Here is a 13028-nt window from a genome sequence, read left to right on the forward strand (position 1 = left end):
CTGGATTGCTTCGCTTCGCTCGCAATGACGATGATCGCTGCAGACGGGGCCGGCTAGGAAGGCGAGCCGCTCTCCCCTCAATGCGTGACCAGCCACTCCATCGGATGGTCTTCGCTGCGGGGAGCGTAGAGTGGCGGCACCGGGTTTGGAATCTCTTCGAAGCGCGGCTTGACGCCAAGCAGCGGCCCGACACGTTCCAGGATCTTGCCGGTGGTGACGCCGGCATTCCAGGCCGCCGATGAGTAGCCATAGGTCTCCGGCAGGCCCTTGGGCTCGTCATAGAGTACGAGCACCAGATATTTCGGCTTGTCGAAGGGAAACACCGCCATGAAGGTGGTGAAGTTGAGCTTCTTCGAATAGCGCCCGTTGATGACCTTTTCGGCGGTACCCGTCTTGGCGCCGACGCCAAGGCCGGGAACATTGGCCTTCTTGCCGGACCCGTCGGTGGCGTTGAGGCGCATGATGTAGCGCATCACGTCCGAGGTGTGCTTCTTCAAGACCAGCTTGGAACCCGCCAGGGCATCGCTTTCGCTGCGTGCCAGGAATGTCGGCTTCATCAGATGGCCGCCATTCATCATCGCTCCCACCGCCATCATCGCCTGCAGCGGTGCCACGGCCATGCCGTGGCCGAAGGCGATGGTGATGGTGTTGATCTCGCTCCAGCGCCTGGGCAGAATCGGCATGGCATTCTCGGGCAGTTCGGTGATCAGCCGCGTGGTCTGGCCCATCATCTTGAGAAAGGCCTTGTGGGCGTCCACGCCGAGGGAGAGGGCCATTTTGGCCGAGCCGATATTGGACGAATAGGTGAACACCTCCGGCAGGCTCAGCATGCGCCGGCGGGCATGGTCGTCATGGATGGTGAAACGGCCATATTTGAGCGTGGTGCGGGCATCGAGCATGGAGGCGGTGGTGAATTTGCCCGATTCGATGGCCATCGCGGAGGTCAGGGCCTTGAAGGTCGAGCCCATCTCGAACACGCCGACATTGATGCGGTTGATCCTGACGGGATCGAGCGCTTCGGCGGGGTTGTTGGGATCGAAGTCGGGCAACGATACCAGCGAGATCATCTCGCCGGTATTGACGTCCATGATGGCGCCGGCCGCCGCCTTGGCCTGATAGTGCTCCATCCCGGCGACAAGTTCGTCGCGCATCACTGCCTGGGCCCTCAGATCGATCGAAAGGCGGACCGGCTTGAGGTCATGCGGGTCTGAGGCATAGCCGAGCGCCTGCAGTTCGGAGAGGCCGCGCTTTCTGTCGATATAGCGCTCGATGCCGGCGATGCCCTGGTTGTCGATGTTCACAGCGCCGAGCACATGGCTCACCGTCGGCCCGTTGGGGTAGATGCGCTTGGCCTCGTTGAGGAAGCCGATGCCCGGCAGGCCGAGCGCATAGATGCGGTTACGCTGCTCGGGCGTGATCTCCCGCTTGAGCCAGATGAAGCCCTTGCCCGAGGAGAGTTTCGCTCTCAGGTCGCGCGCGTCGAACTCGGGCATCTGGGCGGTGAGCAGTTCGGTCGCTTCGTCGACATCGATGATCTTCCGTGGCTCGGCATAGAGCGAAGGCACCTGCACGTCGGTCGCCAGGATCTTTCCGTTGCGGTCGAGGATGTCAGGGCGGGACGCCGCCAACTGGTCGGCCGCCGAGCGGCGCGCGTCATATTGCTCGTCCGGCGCGATGCCGAACTGCACCAGCCGGGCCAGGATCGCCACATAGATGCAGACGAACCCCACCACGATGAGCGTGATGCGCCCGGCGCTCTTCTGCAGCTTTGTGGGTGCTATCGGTCGCCGCCTGCATCTTTCGGCCGGCATGGTGGGCTCGCTCGCCCGGGCGCCACGAGGCGGACCATCGCTCGCAAGGGGCGGATGGCCCGCCATTGACTCTTGTCCCTGATCTGCCTCGTCGACGGTGGGCGTCTGCATCGCCGCTTTCCCCCAATGCCTTGCAGGCAGCCGCGATCCGCCCGGGCCTAGACCCGACGGTTCGTGCTGCATCTCGATCTGACGTTGACGACACGGGGCGCCGGTGGGTTTCGCCCGCTATCCAAAATGGAGTTGGTGTCTAAAAATGGTTCGCTCTATTCATGGAATAGCAATAAAGCCGCTGAAAATGCGGGTAAAGAGTATCAATTCATTAATAATTCGTACGGTTATCGAGGCATTAACGTTGAGGTGAAAGCTGGCACCGGCCTGTGTTTAGCGAGGATAAGTGTCAGACATCAGCCCAAGCGGTCTCGTATTGCCGTGCCTGGGCTTGACCTGGTCATTCCCCGTTCGGGCGTTTTCCGCTCGCGAAAGGCCGGCTGGCCCGGCAATGACCAAGTCGCACCTGCTCAGGCAGCCTGGCCGGGATGGCTTTCCACGGGGTGCAGCAGGTCGCGGATCATGCCGCGCGCAATTTCCTCTTCGCCCATCAGGATCACGTCGGCCCCGAGCCCCTTGAGATAGTCGACGGCCTCTTCGCTGTGCGCCCGGGCGAGAATGCGGATGGACGGATTGAGCTTGCGGGCCTGTTCCACCAGGTGACCGGCTTCGAAGGCGTCGGGAATGGCGACGACCAGCCATTTCGCGCCGGCCAGATTCTGCAGTTCCAGAGTCTCGTAGTCGCCGGCCGGCCCGGAATAGACCTCGATGCCCGCGGCTTTGAGCTTCTCGACCTCGTTCTGCGATTCTTCGATCGCCACCAACGGTATACCGGCCTCATGCAGGGCCTTGGCTACCCGGCTGCCGACGCGACCATGGCCGACCAGGATGGCGTGCTGGCTGAGCTTGGTCGGCTGGACCACCTCGATGTCGTCGTCCTCAGGCGGGGGGGCGGAAGCAGTCACGGCTTCCGCCACGGGTGCGCCCGGCTCGGTCTCGGGCTGAGACGGCGCCTCGGGCTCGGCATCCGGTTTGGTCTCGGGTTTGGCCGCAGCCGGCTGGCGTTCGGGGCGCAAGACGAAACGATCCAGCGCCATGAACAGGATCGGATTGATCACGATGGAGATGAGCGCGCCCGCCACCACCAGATCGCGCGCCGTGCCGGGGATGATCTGCAGCTTGACGCCGAGCACCGCCAGGATGAAGGAGAATTCGCCGATCTGGGCCAGGCTCGCCGAGATGGTCAGCGCCACGCCCTTGGAGTAGCCGAAGCCGCGCACGATCAGGAAGGCCGCGATCGACTTGCCGACGACGATGATCAGGAAGGTGGCAAGCACGGCCAACGGGTGCTGGAGCAGGATCGCCGGGTTGAACAGCATGCCCACCGAGACGAAGAACAGCACCGCGAAGGCATCGCGCAGCGGCAGCGTCTCGTTGGCGGCCTGCTTGCTGAGCGGGGACTCGGCCAGCACCATGCCGGCGAAGAAGGCCCCCAGCGCGAAGGAGACGCCGAAGAGCACGGCGGCGCCATAGGCGACCCCCAGTGAAATCGCCAGCACGGCCAGGCGAAAGAGTTCGCGCGAGCCGGTATGGGCGACGAAATGCAGGACCCAGGGGATGACCTTGCGCCCGACCACCAGCATCAGCGCCACGAAGGCGGCGACCTTGATGGCGGTGACCATCAGGGTGGCGGCGATCGAATTGAGGCCGAGATTGGCGGCAAGGCCGGAGGGCGCCACCTCGCCCGGCGCATGGCCACCGAGAAGGCCGGCCAGCGGGGGAATCAGCACCAGGGTGATCACCATCACCAAATCTTCGACGATCAGCCAGCCGACGGCGATGCGCCCGCGTTCGGTCTCGATCAGCTTGCGCTCCTGCATGGCGCGCAGCAGCACCACGGTACTGGCGACCGAGAGGGCGAGGCCGAAGACCAGGCCCGTGCCGAGCCCCCAGCCCATGATCCAGGCAAAGCCCATGCCGAGCAGCGTCGCCACCGCGATCTGGCCCAGCGCCCCGGGGATGGCGATGGCGCGGACGGAAAGCAGGTCCTTCAGGGAAAAATGCAGGCCGACACCGAACATCAGCAGGATGACGCCGAGTTCGGCCAGCTCGCTGGCCAGATTCTGGTCCGCCACGAAACCGGGCGTGAAGGGGCCGATCACCACACCGCCGAGCAGATAGGCCACGATCGGCGACAGCCGCAATCGCTGCGCGACGAGCGCGAAGATGAATGCCAGTCCCAAGCCCGCCACGATCGTTGCAATCAACGGTGTCTCGTGCGGCATGGAACCTCCCTTCGCGGTCGTAACAAGCGGTCGGCGTGCTAACAGCACCCGAGGCGTCCTTCAGAAAAGCCGATCGACTTTTCGTTGAAGAAAACGCGTTAAAACAAAGAATTAGGGAAATAGGTGCGTTTTGGAGAAAACGCACCTCGCCCCAGATCTGTCTGATGATTGCCTTGCGGCCGCTTCACCATAGGAGAATTCCATAGTGAGCGCTCGTTAACAATCGGAAAGGTCGCCATCAAATCGCGCCGAAAGCGTGGAACGAAGCTGTCGCGACGCGCAAAGCATGCCCCGGCGCATGAAGCCGATCAAGGCTCCAGTTCGGTATCCCAATAGAGATAGTCGAGCCAGCTTTCATGCAGATAGTTCGGCGGGAAATGCCGGCCGTTCTGGTGCAGGTCGCTGAGGGAAGGGGCGTAGGGCTTCTGGTTGGGATGCATGCCGGCCTCGGCGGGCATGGCGCCGCCCTTTTTCAGATTGCAGGGCGAGCAGGCGGCGACGACGTTTTCCCAGGTGGTCTGTCCGCCCCGGGAGCGGGGAATGACGTGGTCGAAGGTCAGATCCGAGCGCGTTCCGCAATATTGGCAGGTGAAACAGTCGCGCAGGAAGACGTTGAAGCGGGTGAAGGCGGGGTTTCGACTGGGTTTGACGTAGGTCTTGAGACACACCACCGAGGGTAATCGGAACTCGAAGGTGGGACTTCGCACCACCTTGTCATATTCGGAGATGATGTTGACCCTGTCGAGGAAGACCGCTTTCACCGTATCCTGCCAGGACCATAGCGACAGCGGATAATAAGACAGCGGCCGGTAATCGGCATTCAGCACGAGGGCGGGGCACGCCTCGGGCGAGACCGGCGGATGAAACACAGCAGGCGAAACATGCGCTGTCACGAAGCGCTCCCGTCACCATCAGTCCAGCCGAAAAGGCCGATTCGGCTGTTCGTCCAACACAATGTAGGATTAACGTGTCGGTCTTGTGAAGGGGGTAGGTCCGTCGGCCGGCCCCACATGCTGTCGCATCATCCCCGTAACTGGTGCGAGAGCCAGGCTAGCGTACGGTCGGGGATGCCGAGTTCGTCGAGATGGTCGTGGGTGGCCAGCACATAGTCGGGATTGGCGCCCGAAAGCCCGACGCCGCCGCGCACCACCTCCAGAAGCTGGCGATCCGGCAGCTTGCCGCAATATTGTTGATGCGCCCGGTCGGCCCGGTAGGCCAGCGCCCGGACATGGCGGCCATCCTCGAGCCGGGCCTCGTGCAGGATCTCGATATAGACGCTGGTGGCCTGCTCGCGCCGGCGCAGATAGTCCACCGTCGCGTCCCAATTTTCGGAGGCGACGCGGAAGGCAACGCCCCGGCAGGAGCCGCCCCGGTCGAGGCCGAGCACCAGGCCGGGCTTTTCGGGCGTGCCGCGATGGACATGCGACCAGATGCACAAGGCCCGGTGCAGGCCGCGAATCAGCGCGTTCTGCCGTTCCTCATAGGCAAAGCCGGGATTCCACATCAGGGATCCGTAGCCGAAAACCCAATTGGCTTCAGGGGCGGGCAGAACGGGCTGGTTCACTCGGCGGCCAGGTGGAATGCATCGAGATAGTGGAAGGGCAGGCCAGCGAGCGTGTCGCGCAGCACGGTGAGGTCCTGCTTCAGGCGGTCGAAGGCCGGCAGCAGGGAGAAGTTCTGTTCGTTCATATAGATCGAGCGGTTGATCTCGATCTGGATGACATGGAAGCCGGCACCGGGATTGCCATAGTGCTCGGTGATATATCCCCCTGCATAGGGCTTGTTGCGCGCGACCGAATAGCCGAGATTGCGCAGCGCCTCGTCGGCGCAATCCATGATCAGATGCGAGCAACTGGTGCCGTAACGGTCGCCCAGCACGATGTCGGCCCGAGGCCTGTCCTCGCGTGCCAGGCCGCAGGACGGCATGGAATGGCAGTCGACCAGCAGCGCCACGCCGAATTCGCGGTGGATCTGGCCGAGCAGGCGGCGCAGCGTGCGGTGATAGGGCTTGTAGAGCTCCTCGATCCGGCGCAACGCTTCGTCCACCGGCAGGCGGTGGGCATAGATTTCCTGGTTCTCGCTGACCACCCGCGCCAGCGTGCCCAGGCCGCCGGCCACCCGCAGGGAGCGGGTATTGGCATAGTTCGGCAGCCTGCCGTCGAACATGCGCGGGTCGAGCTCGTAGGGCTCACGGTTGACGTCCAGAAAGGCGCGGGGAAAGCGCGCGCTCATCACTGCCGAGCCGGTGGCAGCGATATCGGCGAGCAGGAGGTCGACGAAGGCATCTTCGGAACGGCGCAGCGAAAGCGGGTCGAGGCGGGACGCCTCCAGGAAGGAGCGCGGATAGACCCGGCCGGAATGAGGCGAGTTGAACAGAAGGGGCGCCGAATAGGCCGCCGGCTCGACCACGTCGAAGGGAGGGCTGAGCTCGATTTCCATGCCGTCCACGGACTCCAGCGGCGGGTTGCTTTCACCTTCGCGACGCGTCCCCGAGGGGAGAGCGGCCAAGCCAGGCGATACCGACATATCTCGACAAAATCATGCGCAGGCAAGCATCACAAGCCCCACTGCATGATTTTCTCCATCGCGGACACAAGCAACCCTGGCAGCATCACGAATTCGGGATTAACTCTATTGCGATGTAAACGGGGCGTTTACCCTGACGACGGTTTATAGAGTTCGAACAAGCTCCGGCCCTGCCGGGGATTCGGGACGCCATCATGAACAAGATTCTCCTTGCCGAAGACGACAATGATATGCGCCGCTTTCTGGTGCGCGCCCTGCAGAATGCCGGACACGAGGTGATGTCCTATGACAACGGCCTGTCGGCCTATCACCGGCTGCGGGAAGAACCATTCGAATTGCTGCTCACCGACATCGTCATGCCGGAAATGGACGGGATCGAGCTAGCCCGCCGGGCCACCGAGCTCGATCCCGACATCAAGGTGATGTTCATCACCGGTTTTGCGGCCGTGGCGCTCAATCCCGATTCGCAGGCGCCGCGCGACGCCAAGGTGCTGTCCAAGCCCTTCCATCTCAAGGATCTGGTCAACGAAGTCGACAAGCTTTTGAAGGCCGCCTGAACTTTCCTCAAAAATAGCGGGACGAATGGCTTGCATGGCCTGATTCAACCTGCTATCAGGCCGGCCTCCGCAAGCGATGGGCGCGTAGCTCAGCGGGAGAGCACTACGTTGACATCGTAGGGGTCACAGGTTCAATCCCTGTCGCGCCCACCATCGCTTCCTCGAACGACGAAAAGACCCAGGGCATCGCAAGCGCGGTGCCTTTTGTGTTTCCGGGACCCTCGCTGCTTTGGTGTGCCTTCGCGTCTCGCGCAGGGCTTCGGCCTTCGTATGTTGGCCCGCGCATCCATGCGCCTCTCTGGTATCTGCCGGTCGTTATTCCCTTCATGCCCGTGGGTACGAGTATCCGATGTTCGACACGAACAGCTCCGGAGGCATGGTGATCGAGCAGCCGGAATGCTCAGAGGGAACGGCCGATTCTTCAGGCTGAAAAATCGGAAGACATGTATGTCTTGAATAAATTCTACGATTTATTTCAGTTCTTATTTGAGAGAATTGAATTTAGTTGTAAATTTAGTACGATTGAAATCGTATGTTCGGTTGTTTGAATATGGAAGAACTGTTGCCTTAAAATCACATACTTGCAGGAGGTGACGTGGTAGGAAAGTTTGTCATTCGGTAGGGCCTGGATTTGGGGAAATGAAGGTACGGATTTCGGTAGCCGCCTTTTTGCTTGCCACGGCCGGTGCTTCGGCTGCCGATCTGGCCCCTGCTGCAGTCGAACCCGTTGTTCCTGCAGTCGCCTACAACTGGACGGGCTTCTATGCCGGTATCAATGGTGGCTATGCCTTCGGATCCAGCCGCGATGTGACGATGTCGGAGCTGTTTCCGGCCACTGGCTCCTTCGTGGACAGCTATGGCAGCCTTTCGTCCAAGGGGGGCTTCGGCGGCGTGCAGGCTGGCTATAACCGGCAGGCGGGCAATTTTGTTTTCGGCCTGGAAGGCGATATCCAGGGCGGCGACATCAGCGACAAGACCGGGCGTATCGGCACCGCCACGGGTTACTTCCTGAGCACGAAGAGCCAGGTCAACTGGTTCGGCACGGTTCGTCCGCGAATCGGCTACGCCTTTGACAATATCCTGATATATGCGACCGGCGGTCTGGCCGTCGGTGGGGTCAAATACACCCAGAACTATGTCAACGGCGATTTCCTCGCTCATCCTCGTACCAGCAGGACCAGAGTTGGTTTCGCGGTCGGCGGCGGCGCGGAGTACGCTCTCAGCGAGCATTGGACCGCCAGGCTTGAATATCAATATATCGATCTTGGTCGGTCGAAAATCAGCGCGACAGAAATCAATGGTGGCGAGCCGACCGATTACACCATCCACACGAGGCTGCGCACGGGTTTCCATACCGTTCGTCTGGGCGCGAACTACAAGTTCTGATCATTCGATCGTGGAAAGCGCAGGGCTCGCGGCAAAGGCCGGGCAACGCGTCACGGCGAATTCACACCAAGTCGCCAATTATACATCCGCGGCTGATCATGACTCCGGAAGGGACCGGCCGCCAGAGATCCCCGAGCGACATAACCCCGCCGACGAGGCGGGGTTTTCCTTGCGCTCAGAGTGCAGGTCGTCGCCAGAAAACACTTGCGCCCGCCATTGCCAATGTTGCAGCTTGGCACGCGTGATCATTCATGCCCGGTCTTTGGTACGATGACTGTTCATAGCCGGCAAAGACGGGTGCTGTCCGTGATTTAACCGAACCACCTACTGACAGGGTGCCCATTATTGCTTGGCCGCTGTCCCGGGGTGGTCGTTTTGTGTTCCGATGGGGAGGGATACATGGGCGCGGATCTGTTTGCGAAGACTCTCGCGGGGACGCGACAAGGGTGGTCCGTGCGGATGGGCCTTCTCGTCAGCTGCGCCGCTTTGCTGGCCGGCTGCGGCACCTCCTCGGCACCGACGCCGGTGGTGGCGACCCCGACGGTTGCGGTGACCTCCGAAGAACTCGTCGGCAAATGGGGCCTGGCCTCCTATCGCGAAGAAACCGACAAGGTCCGCACCGAGGCCGCCGCCAAGGCGGCTTGCACCAATCCCTATGTAATCGGCAAGGGCGCCCAGGGCGGGGTGACCATGCATCTGGCCGATCAGGCGACGCCGCAGGAAGTCTATCTCAAGACCGCCTCCGATGGCGGCGTCTATATCGGGCCGCAGGGCAAGCCCGGCGAGCGGGCGGACCGTCAGATCCTGTCCTATGACAAGGGCGTGATGGTGACGCGCTGGGTGGATCCCGGCGTTGCCAAGCGCTACGGCACGATGATGTTCGTGCGCTGCGCCGTGGCATGACAGGGGGGCTTCCATGACGAGGCGTTCCTGGATCACCCCGCTCGCTGTCGGCTGCGTCGCAGTTGCCCTGGGATTGGCCGGCCTGCTGGCGCAGGCTTCGGCACAGCCACGTCCTCTCGATCCCAGCAAGGATCTGGAAAAGCCTGGCTTCGTGCCGGATGCCGCGGAGGAGCAGCTCCTGCCCGAATACCGGCCGCAACCGGTCTATTACCGCTCCAACGAGCCGCCCGGCACCATCGTGATCCAGACCGAGGAACGCTTCCTCTATCTCATCCAGGACAACAAGACCGCCATGCGCTATGGCATCGGCGTCGGGCGCGAGGGCTTCCAGTGGTCGGGCCTGTTGAAGATCTCGCGCAAGCAGGAATGGCCCGATTGGCGACCGCCACCGGAGATGATCAAGCGCCAGCCCTATCTGCCGCGCTTCATGGCGGGCGGCCCTGGCAATCCGATGGGGGCCCGTGCCCTCTATCTCGGCAGCACCAGCTACCGCATCCATGGCACCAACCAACCCGAGACCATCGGCTATGCCGTGTCCTCGGGGTGTATCCGCTTGGTCAATCCGGACGTGATCAATCTCTATGACCGCGTTCCCGTCGGCACCCGCGTGGTGGTACGCCAGGCACCCAAGCTCTAGTCGAGATCAACCCGCCTCGCCCGTTCGGCGAGGCGCTGTCGTTTGTCCATCATCGAGCAAGGCACGGGGGATAGCCATGCATCGGATCATTGTGGGGATCGTGGCGATCCTGGCGCTGCAACTCGGGTTGGCGGGCGGCCCGCAGGCGCAGACCCTGGAGGCGGTCAAGGCGCGCGGCCAGCTTCTGTGCGGGGTCAATGAAGGGCTGGTGGGCTTTGCCAGCAGATCCGCCTCCGGCGAATGGTCGGGCTTCGACGTCGATTTCTGCCGCGCCGTCTCGGCCGCCGTCCTCGGGGATGCCGCCAAGGTGGCGTTCGTGCCGCTGTCGGCGAGCGACCGCTTCGAGGCCTTGCGCTCGGGCAAGGTCGACATCCTCTCGCGCAACTCGACCTGGACCTTGTCGCGCGAGCTCGAATATGGGCTGAGCTTTGCCGCCATCACCTATTTCGATGGCCAGGGCTTCATGGTGCCGCGCAGCGCCAAGGTGAATTCGGCCCTGGAACTTGGCGGCAGCAAGATCTGCGTGCTCAAGGACACTACCACCCAGCACAATCTGGCCGATTATTTCGAGGCCAATTCCATGAAGTTCGAAGCGGTGCTGGTCGGGTCGGCGGCCGAGGCGCTTGAGCGCTACAAGAAGAAGGATTGCCTGGTTCTCACCTCCGACGTCTCCCAGCTCTATGCCCAACGCCTGGAGCTCGCCGATGCTGGCGAGCACCTGATCCTGCCCGATGTCATCTCCAAGGAGCCGCTCGGCCCGGCCGTGCGCCTGGACGATCCGAAATGGCGCAATCTGGTGCAATGGGTACATTTCGCCATGGTCGACGCCGAGGAGCTGGGAGTCTCCAAGGCGACGCTCGACCAGGCCAAGGACTCGACGCGACCGGCGATCAAGCGCCTGCTCGGTACGGAGGGCAAGCTGGGCCCCGGGCTCGGGCTGGCCAATGAATGGGCGGCCAATGTGGTACGACAGGTCGGCAATTACGGCGAGGTGTTCGAACGCAATCTCGGCGATGCCGCCAAGCTCGGCATACCGCGCGGCCTCAACCAGCTGTGGAGCCTGGGCGGCGTCCAATATGCGCCGCCGGTCGAATAGGCCCGGCGCTCAGGGCGAGGGTGACGGCGAACTGGCTTCGCGCAGCTTGACCAGTGTCCACAGCGCCTGGTTCAGCGGCGCCTCCAGGCCGCGTGCGGCGGCCCGGCGCAGGATGGCGCCGTTCAGATCGTCGATTTCCGTGCGCCGGCCCCTGGCCAGGTCCTGGGCGGTGGAGGAATACTGCTCCGCCATGCTGGTGCCGAGTCCAAACACGGTGTCCTCCAGCGTCGGAGGCAAGGTGACGCCGTAAGCCTCGGCTACGACACGGCACTCGGCGAGGACCCCCTTCAACAGCACATCCACGCCCTCGCGGCCGACCAATCGGCCGTAGGGCAGGGCGGCGAGCGCCGAGAGGGCATTGAGCGCGCAATTGACCGCCAGCTTGGTCCACAGCGTGCCGACGACATCCGGCGCGACGCGAGCCGCAATGCCGGCGGCGGCGAACAAGCCTGCGAATTCCTCGCTTCGGGTCGAGGGGCCGATCACCATCTTGCCGCCGCCCTTGTGGCGGACATAGCCGGCGGCAGGCGCTTCGAGCGCGGCATAGACGGCGACAGGCACGGCAGGCCTATGAAGGATATGGGCGAGCCGGTCGGCGTTGTCGATGCCGTTCTGCAGGCTCCAGACCGAGCAATCGCCGCCAATATGGGGGGCGATGGCGGCGGCCGCCGCCTCGGTGTCGAAGGATTTCACGCAGAACAGCACCAGTTCGGCCCCGGCGACGGCCTCCGGTCTGGTATCGGCAAGAACGGCTACGTGCCAGCGTTCGCCATCGCGCTCGAGCAGCAATCCCCCATCCCTGACGGCCTCGACCAGGGCCGGGCGCCCGATCAGGGTGACGCCATGGCCGGCCTGGGCGAGCAGGGCGCCGAAGAAGCAGCCCACCGCACCGGCACCCATCACCGCAATCTTCATGACGTCGTTCCTCCAGCAAGAGTGGAGTGGATCGTCGAGCTGCATGAACCGGGATATTGCTGATGCAAAGGCCGTGGCGGTGCCTTCGAGCCGGCACGGGGGCTGAGGGAGAAGAGCGGCATGCTTGTGATCTTACCGGTGGGCGACGCCTCTATTCATGTCGAGCGCGGCTGCCAGGTCGCCGAAGGCCGCGATCGCGGTCAAGGATAGACGGGTTCTGCCGATCGGCAAGGCCCGCGTCGGTCGGGCTGCGATGCCATCGTGACGCCCGTGCCTGGGGCGTGGAGCGGATTGAGCGCTGTCATGGCAATGTGCGCGCCAAGGCCAGGGCCTCGCGGGCGAGCGTGTCGACGTCGATGCTGGCGCGGGCCCGGTTTGCCAGCAGGGTCGGCAGGTCGAACCAGCGGGCTTCCAGGGCATCGTCGGCGGCAACGGCCTCGCCGGATTGCCAATGGCAGAGCACGCCGACCAGCACATAATGGTGGCCGCCTTCGCCGATTGGACGGGCATCGATGGAATCGAGGGCCGCAAAGGCCTTCACGGCCCGGGCACGCACGCCGGTTTCCTCCTCGAGCTCGCGCAGGGCCGCCTGCAGCACGCCCTCGCCGGGCTCGATCTTGCCGCCCGGGAAGCCCCACAGGCCCTGGTCCGGCGGATTGGCCCGGCGAACCAGCAGGAATTCCTCGCCACGTAGCGCAATGGCGAGAACGGCTGCGATCGGGCGGGGCAGATTGTCACTCTTGGCCGGGTCCGAGGCCATTGCATGTTTCTCCGGAACTGCCTGCGGGTTGAAGGCCCAGCTATAGGCGCCTTCCGCTTCGAGCGACACCCTGCAAGGCGAAAGCTAGTAGTCCCGGCGGC

12 protein-coding genes and 1 tRNA gene are annotated in these 13028 nt (G+C 63.3%); 6 read left to right on the forward strand and 7 right to left on the reverse strand.

What is annotated here, in order from left to right; all coding sequences use genetic code 11:
- Window positions 1–77 precede the first annotated feature (77 nt).
- The 5 genes from BA190_RS18425 to BA190_RS18445 form a co-directional block, all read right to left on the reverse strand.
- Window positions 78–1994, reverse strand: coding sequence for a peptidoglycan D,D-transpeptidase FtsI family protein (locus BA190_RS18425; protein ID WP_371260344.1), 1917 nt, complete (start codon window positions 1992–1994; stop codon window positions 78–80).
- Window positions 1995–2332: 338 nt separating this feature from the next.
- Window positions 2333–4147: a cation:proton antiporter gene (locus BA190_RS18430; RefSeq protein ID WP_068290557.1), complete on the reverse strand. Its 1815-nt coding sequence runs from the start codon at window positions 4145–4147 to the stop codon at window positions 2333–2335.
- A gap of 308 nt (window positions 4148–4455) precedes the next feature.
- Window positions 4456–5016, reverse strand: a complete 561-nt coding sequence (locus BA190_RS18435; RefSeq protein ID WP_068290559.1) for an HNH endonuclease — start codon at window positions 5014–5016, stop codon at window positions 4456–4458.
- Between the two features lie 152 nt (window positions 5017–5168).
- Window positions 5169–5711 (reverse strand): gamma-glutamylcyclotransferase, encoded by a 543-nt coding sequence (locus BA190_RS18440; protein ID WP_256390537.1) that lies wholly within the window; start codon window positions 5709–5711, stop codon window positions 5169–5171.
- Window positions 5708–6595, reverse strand: coding sequence for an N-formylglutamate amidohydrolase (locus BA190_RS18445; RefSeq protein ID WP_371260345.1), 888 nt, complete (start codon window positions 6593–6595; stop codon window positions 5708–5710). Before BA190_RS18445 ends, BA190_RS18440 begins: the two co-directional genes overlap by 4 nt.
- Before the next feature lie 269 nt (window positions 6596–6864).
- Here BA190_RS18445 and cpdR point away from each other — a divergent pair, with 269 nt between their 5' ends.
- The 6 genes from cpdR (at window position 6865) to BA190_RS18475 (ending at window position 11252) form a co-directional block, all read left to right on the forward strand.
- On the forward strand, window positions 6865–7230 hold the full coding sequence (gene cpdR / locus BA190_RS18450) for a cell cycle two-component system response regulator CpdR (RefSeq protein WP_105864233.1): 366 nt from the start codon (window positions 6865–6867) through the stop codon (window positions 7228–7230).
- Between the two features lie 78 nt (window positions 7231–7308).
- Window positions 7309–7383 (forward strand) — tRNA-Val (locus tag BA190_RS18455).
- Between the two features lie 486 nt (window positions 7384–7869).
- Window positions 7870–8616 carry an outer membrane protein gene (locus tag BA190_RS18460; RefSeq protein ID WP_068290563.1) on the forward strand — a complete coding sequence of 249 codons (747 nt, stop codon included), beginning with the start codon at window positions 7870–7872 and terminating at the stop codon, window positions 8614–8616.
- 459 nt (window positions 8617–9075) lie between these two features.
- Window positions 9076–9519 (forward strand): hypothetical protein, encoded by a 444-nt coding sequence (locus BA190_RS18465; RefSeq protein WP_156771585.1) that lies wholly within the window; start codon window positions 9076–9078, stop codon window positions 9517–9519.
- Between the two features lie 13 nt (window positions 9520–9532).
- On the forward strand, window positions 9533–10156 hold the full coding sequence (locus BA190_RS18470) for a L,D-transpeptidase (protein ID WP_082979845.1): 624 nt from the start codon (window positions 9533–9535) through the stop codon (window positions 10154–10156).
- Between the two features lie 76 nt (window positions 10157–10232).
- A complete protein-coding gene (locus tag BA190_RS18475; protein ID WP_068290565.1) occupies window positions 10233–11252 on the forward strand; it encodes an amino acid ABC transporter substrate-binding protein in 1020 nt (339 codons plus the stop codon).
- 9 nt (window positions 11253–11261) lie between these two features.
- Here BA190_RS18475 and BA190_RS18480 read toward each other — a convergent pair whose 3' ends face one another.
- A complete protein-coding gene (locus BA190_RS18480; RefSeq protein ID WP_068290567.1) occupies window positions 11262–12167 on the reverse strand; it encodes a ketopantoate reductase family protein in 906 nt (301 codons plus the stop codon).
- 301 nt (window positions 12168–12468) lie between these two features.
- Window positions 12469–12927 carry an NUDIX hydrolase gene (locus BA190_RS18485; protein ID WP_068290568.1) on the reverse strand — a complete coding sequence of 153 codons (459 nt, stop codon included), beginning with the start codon at window positions 12925–12927 and terminating at the stop codon, window positions 12469–12471.
- Between the last annotated feature and the right edge of the window lie 101 nt (window positions 12928–13028).

Source organism: Labrys sp. WJW, assembly GCF_001676615.1.
In the GTDB taxonomy this organism is placed as follows: Bacteria; Pseudomonadota; Alphaproteobacteria; order Rhizobiales; family Labraceae; genus Labrys; species Labrys sedimenti.

What these genes read in the sequence shown, in the direction of transcription:
- BA190_RS18425 (WP_371260344.1), bottom strand. Translation starts at nt 1,994, where the DNA reads ATGCAGCACGAACCGTCGGGTCTAGGCCCGGGCGGATCGCGGCTGCCT.
- BA190_RS18430 (WP_068290557.1), bottom strand. Translation starts at nt 4,147, where the DNA reads ATGCCGCACGAGACACCGTTGATTGCAACGATCGTGGCGGGCTTGGGA.
- BA190_RS18460 (WP_068290563.1), top strand. Translation starts at nt 7,870, where the DNA reads ATGAAGGTACGGATTTCGGTAGCCGCCTTTTTGCTTGCCACGGCCGGT.
- BA190_RS18465 (WP_156771585.1), top strand. Translation starts at nt 9,076, where the DNA reads ATGGGCCTTCTCGTCAGCTGCGCCGCTTTGCTGGCCGGCTGCGGCACC.
- BA190_RS18470 (WP_082979845.1), top strand. Translation starts at nt 9,533, where the DNA reads ATGACGAGGCGTTCCTGGATCACCCCGCTCGCTGTCGGCTGCGTCGCA.
- BA190_RS18475 (WP_068290565.1), top strand. Translation starts at nt 10,233, where the DNA reads ATGCATCGGATCATTGTGGGGATCGTGGCGATCCTGGCGCTGCAACTC.
- BA190_RS18480 (WP_068290567.1), bottom strand. Translation starts at nt 12,167, where the DNA reads ATGAAGATTGCGGTGATGGGTGCCGGTGCGGTGGGCTGCTTCTTCGGC.
- BA190_RS18485 (WP_068290568.1), bottom strand. Translation starts at nt 12,927, where the DNA reads ATGGCCTCGGACCCGGCCAAGAGTGACAATCTGCCCCGCCCGATCGCA.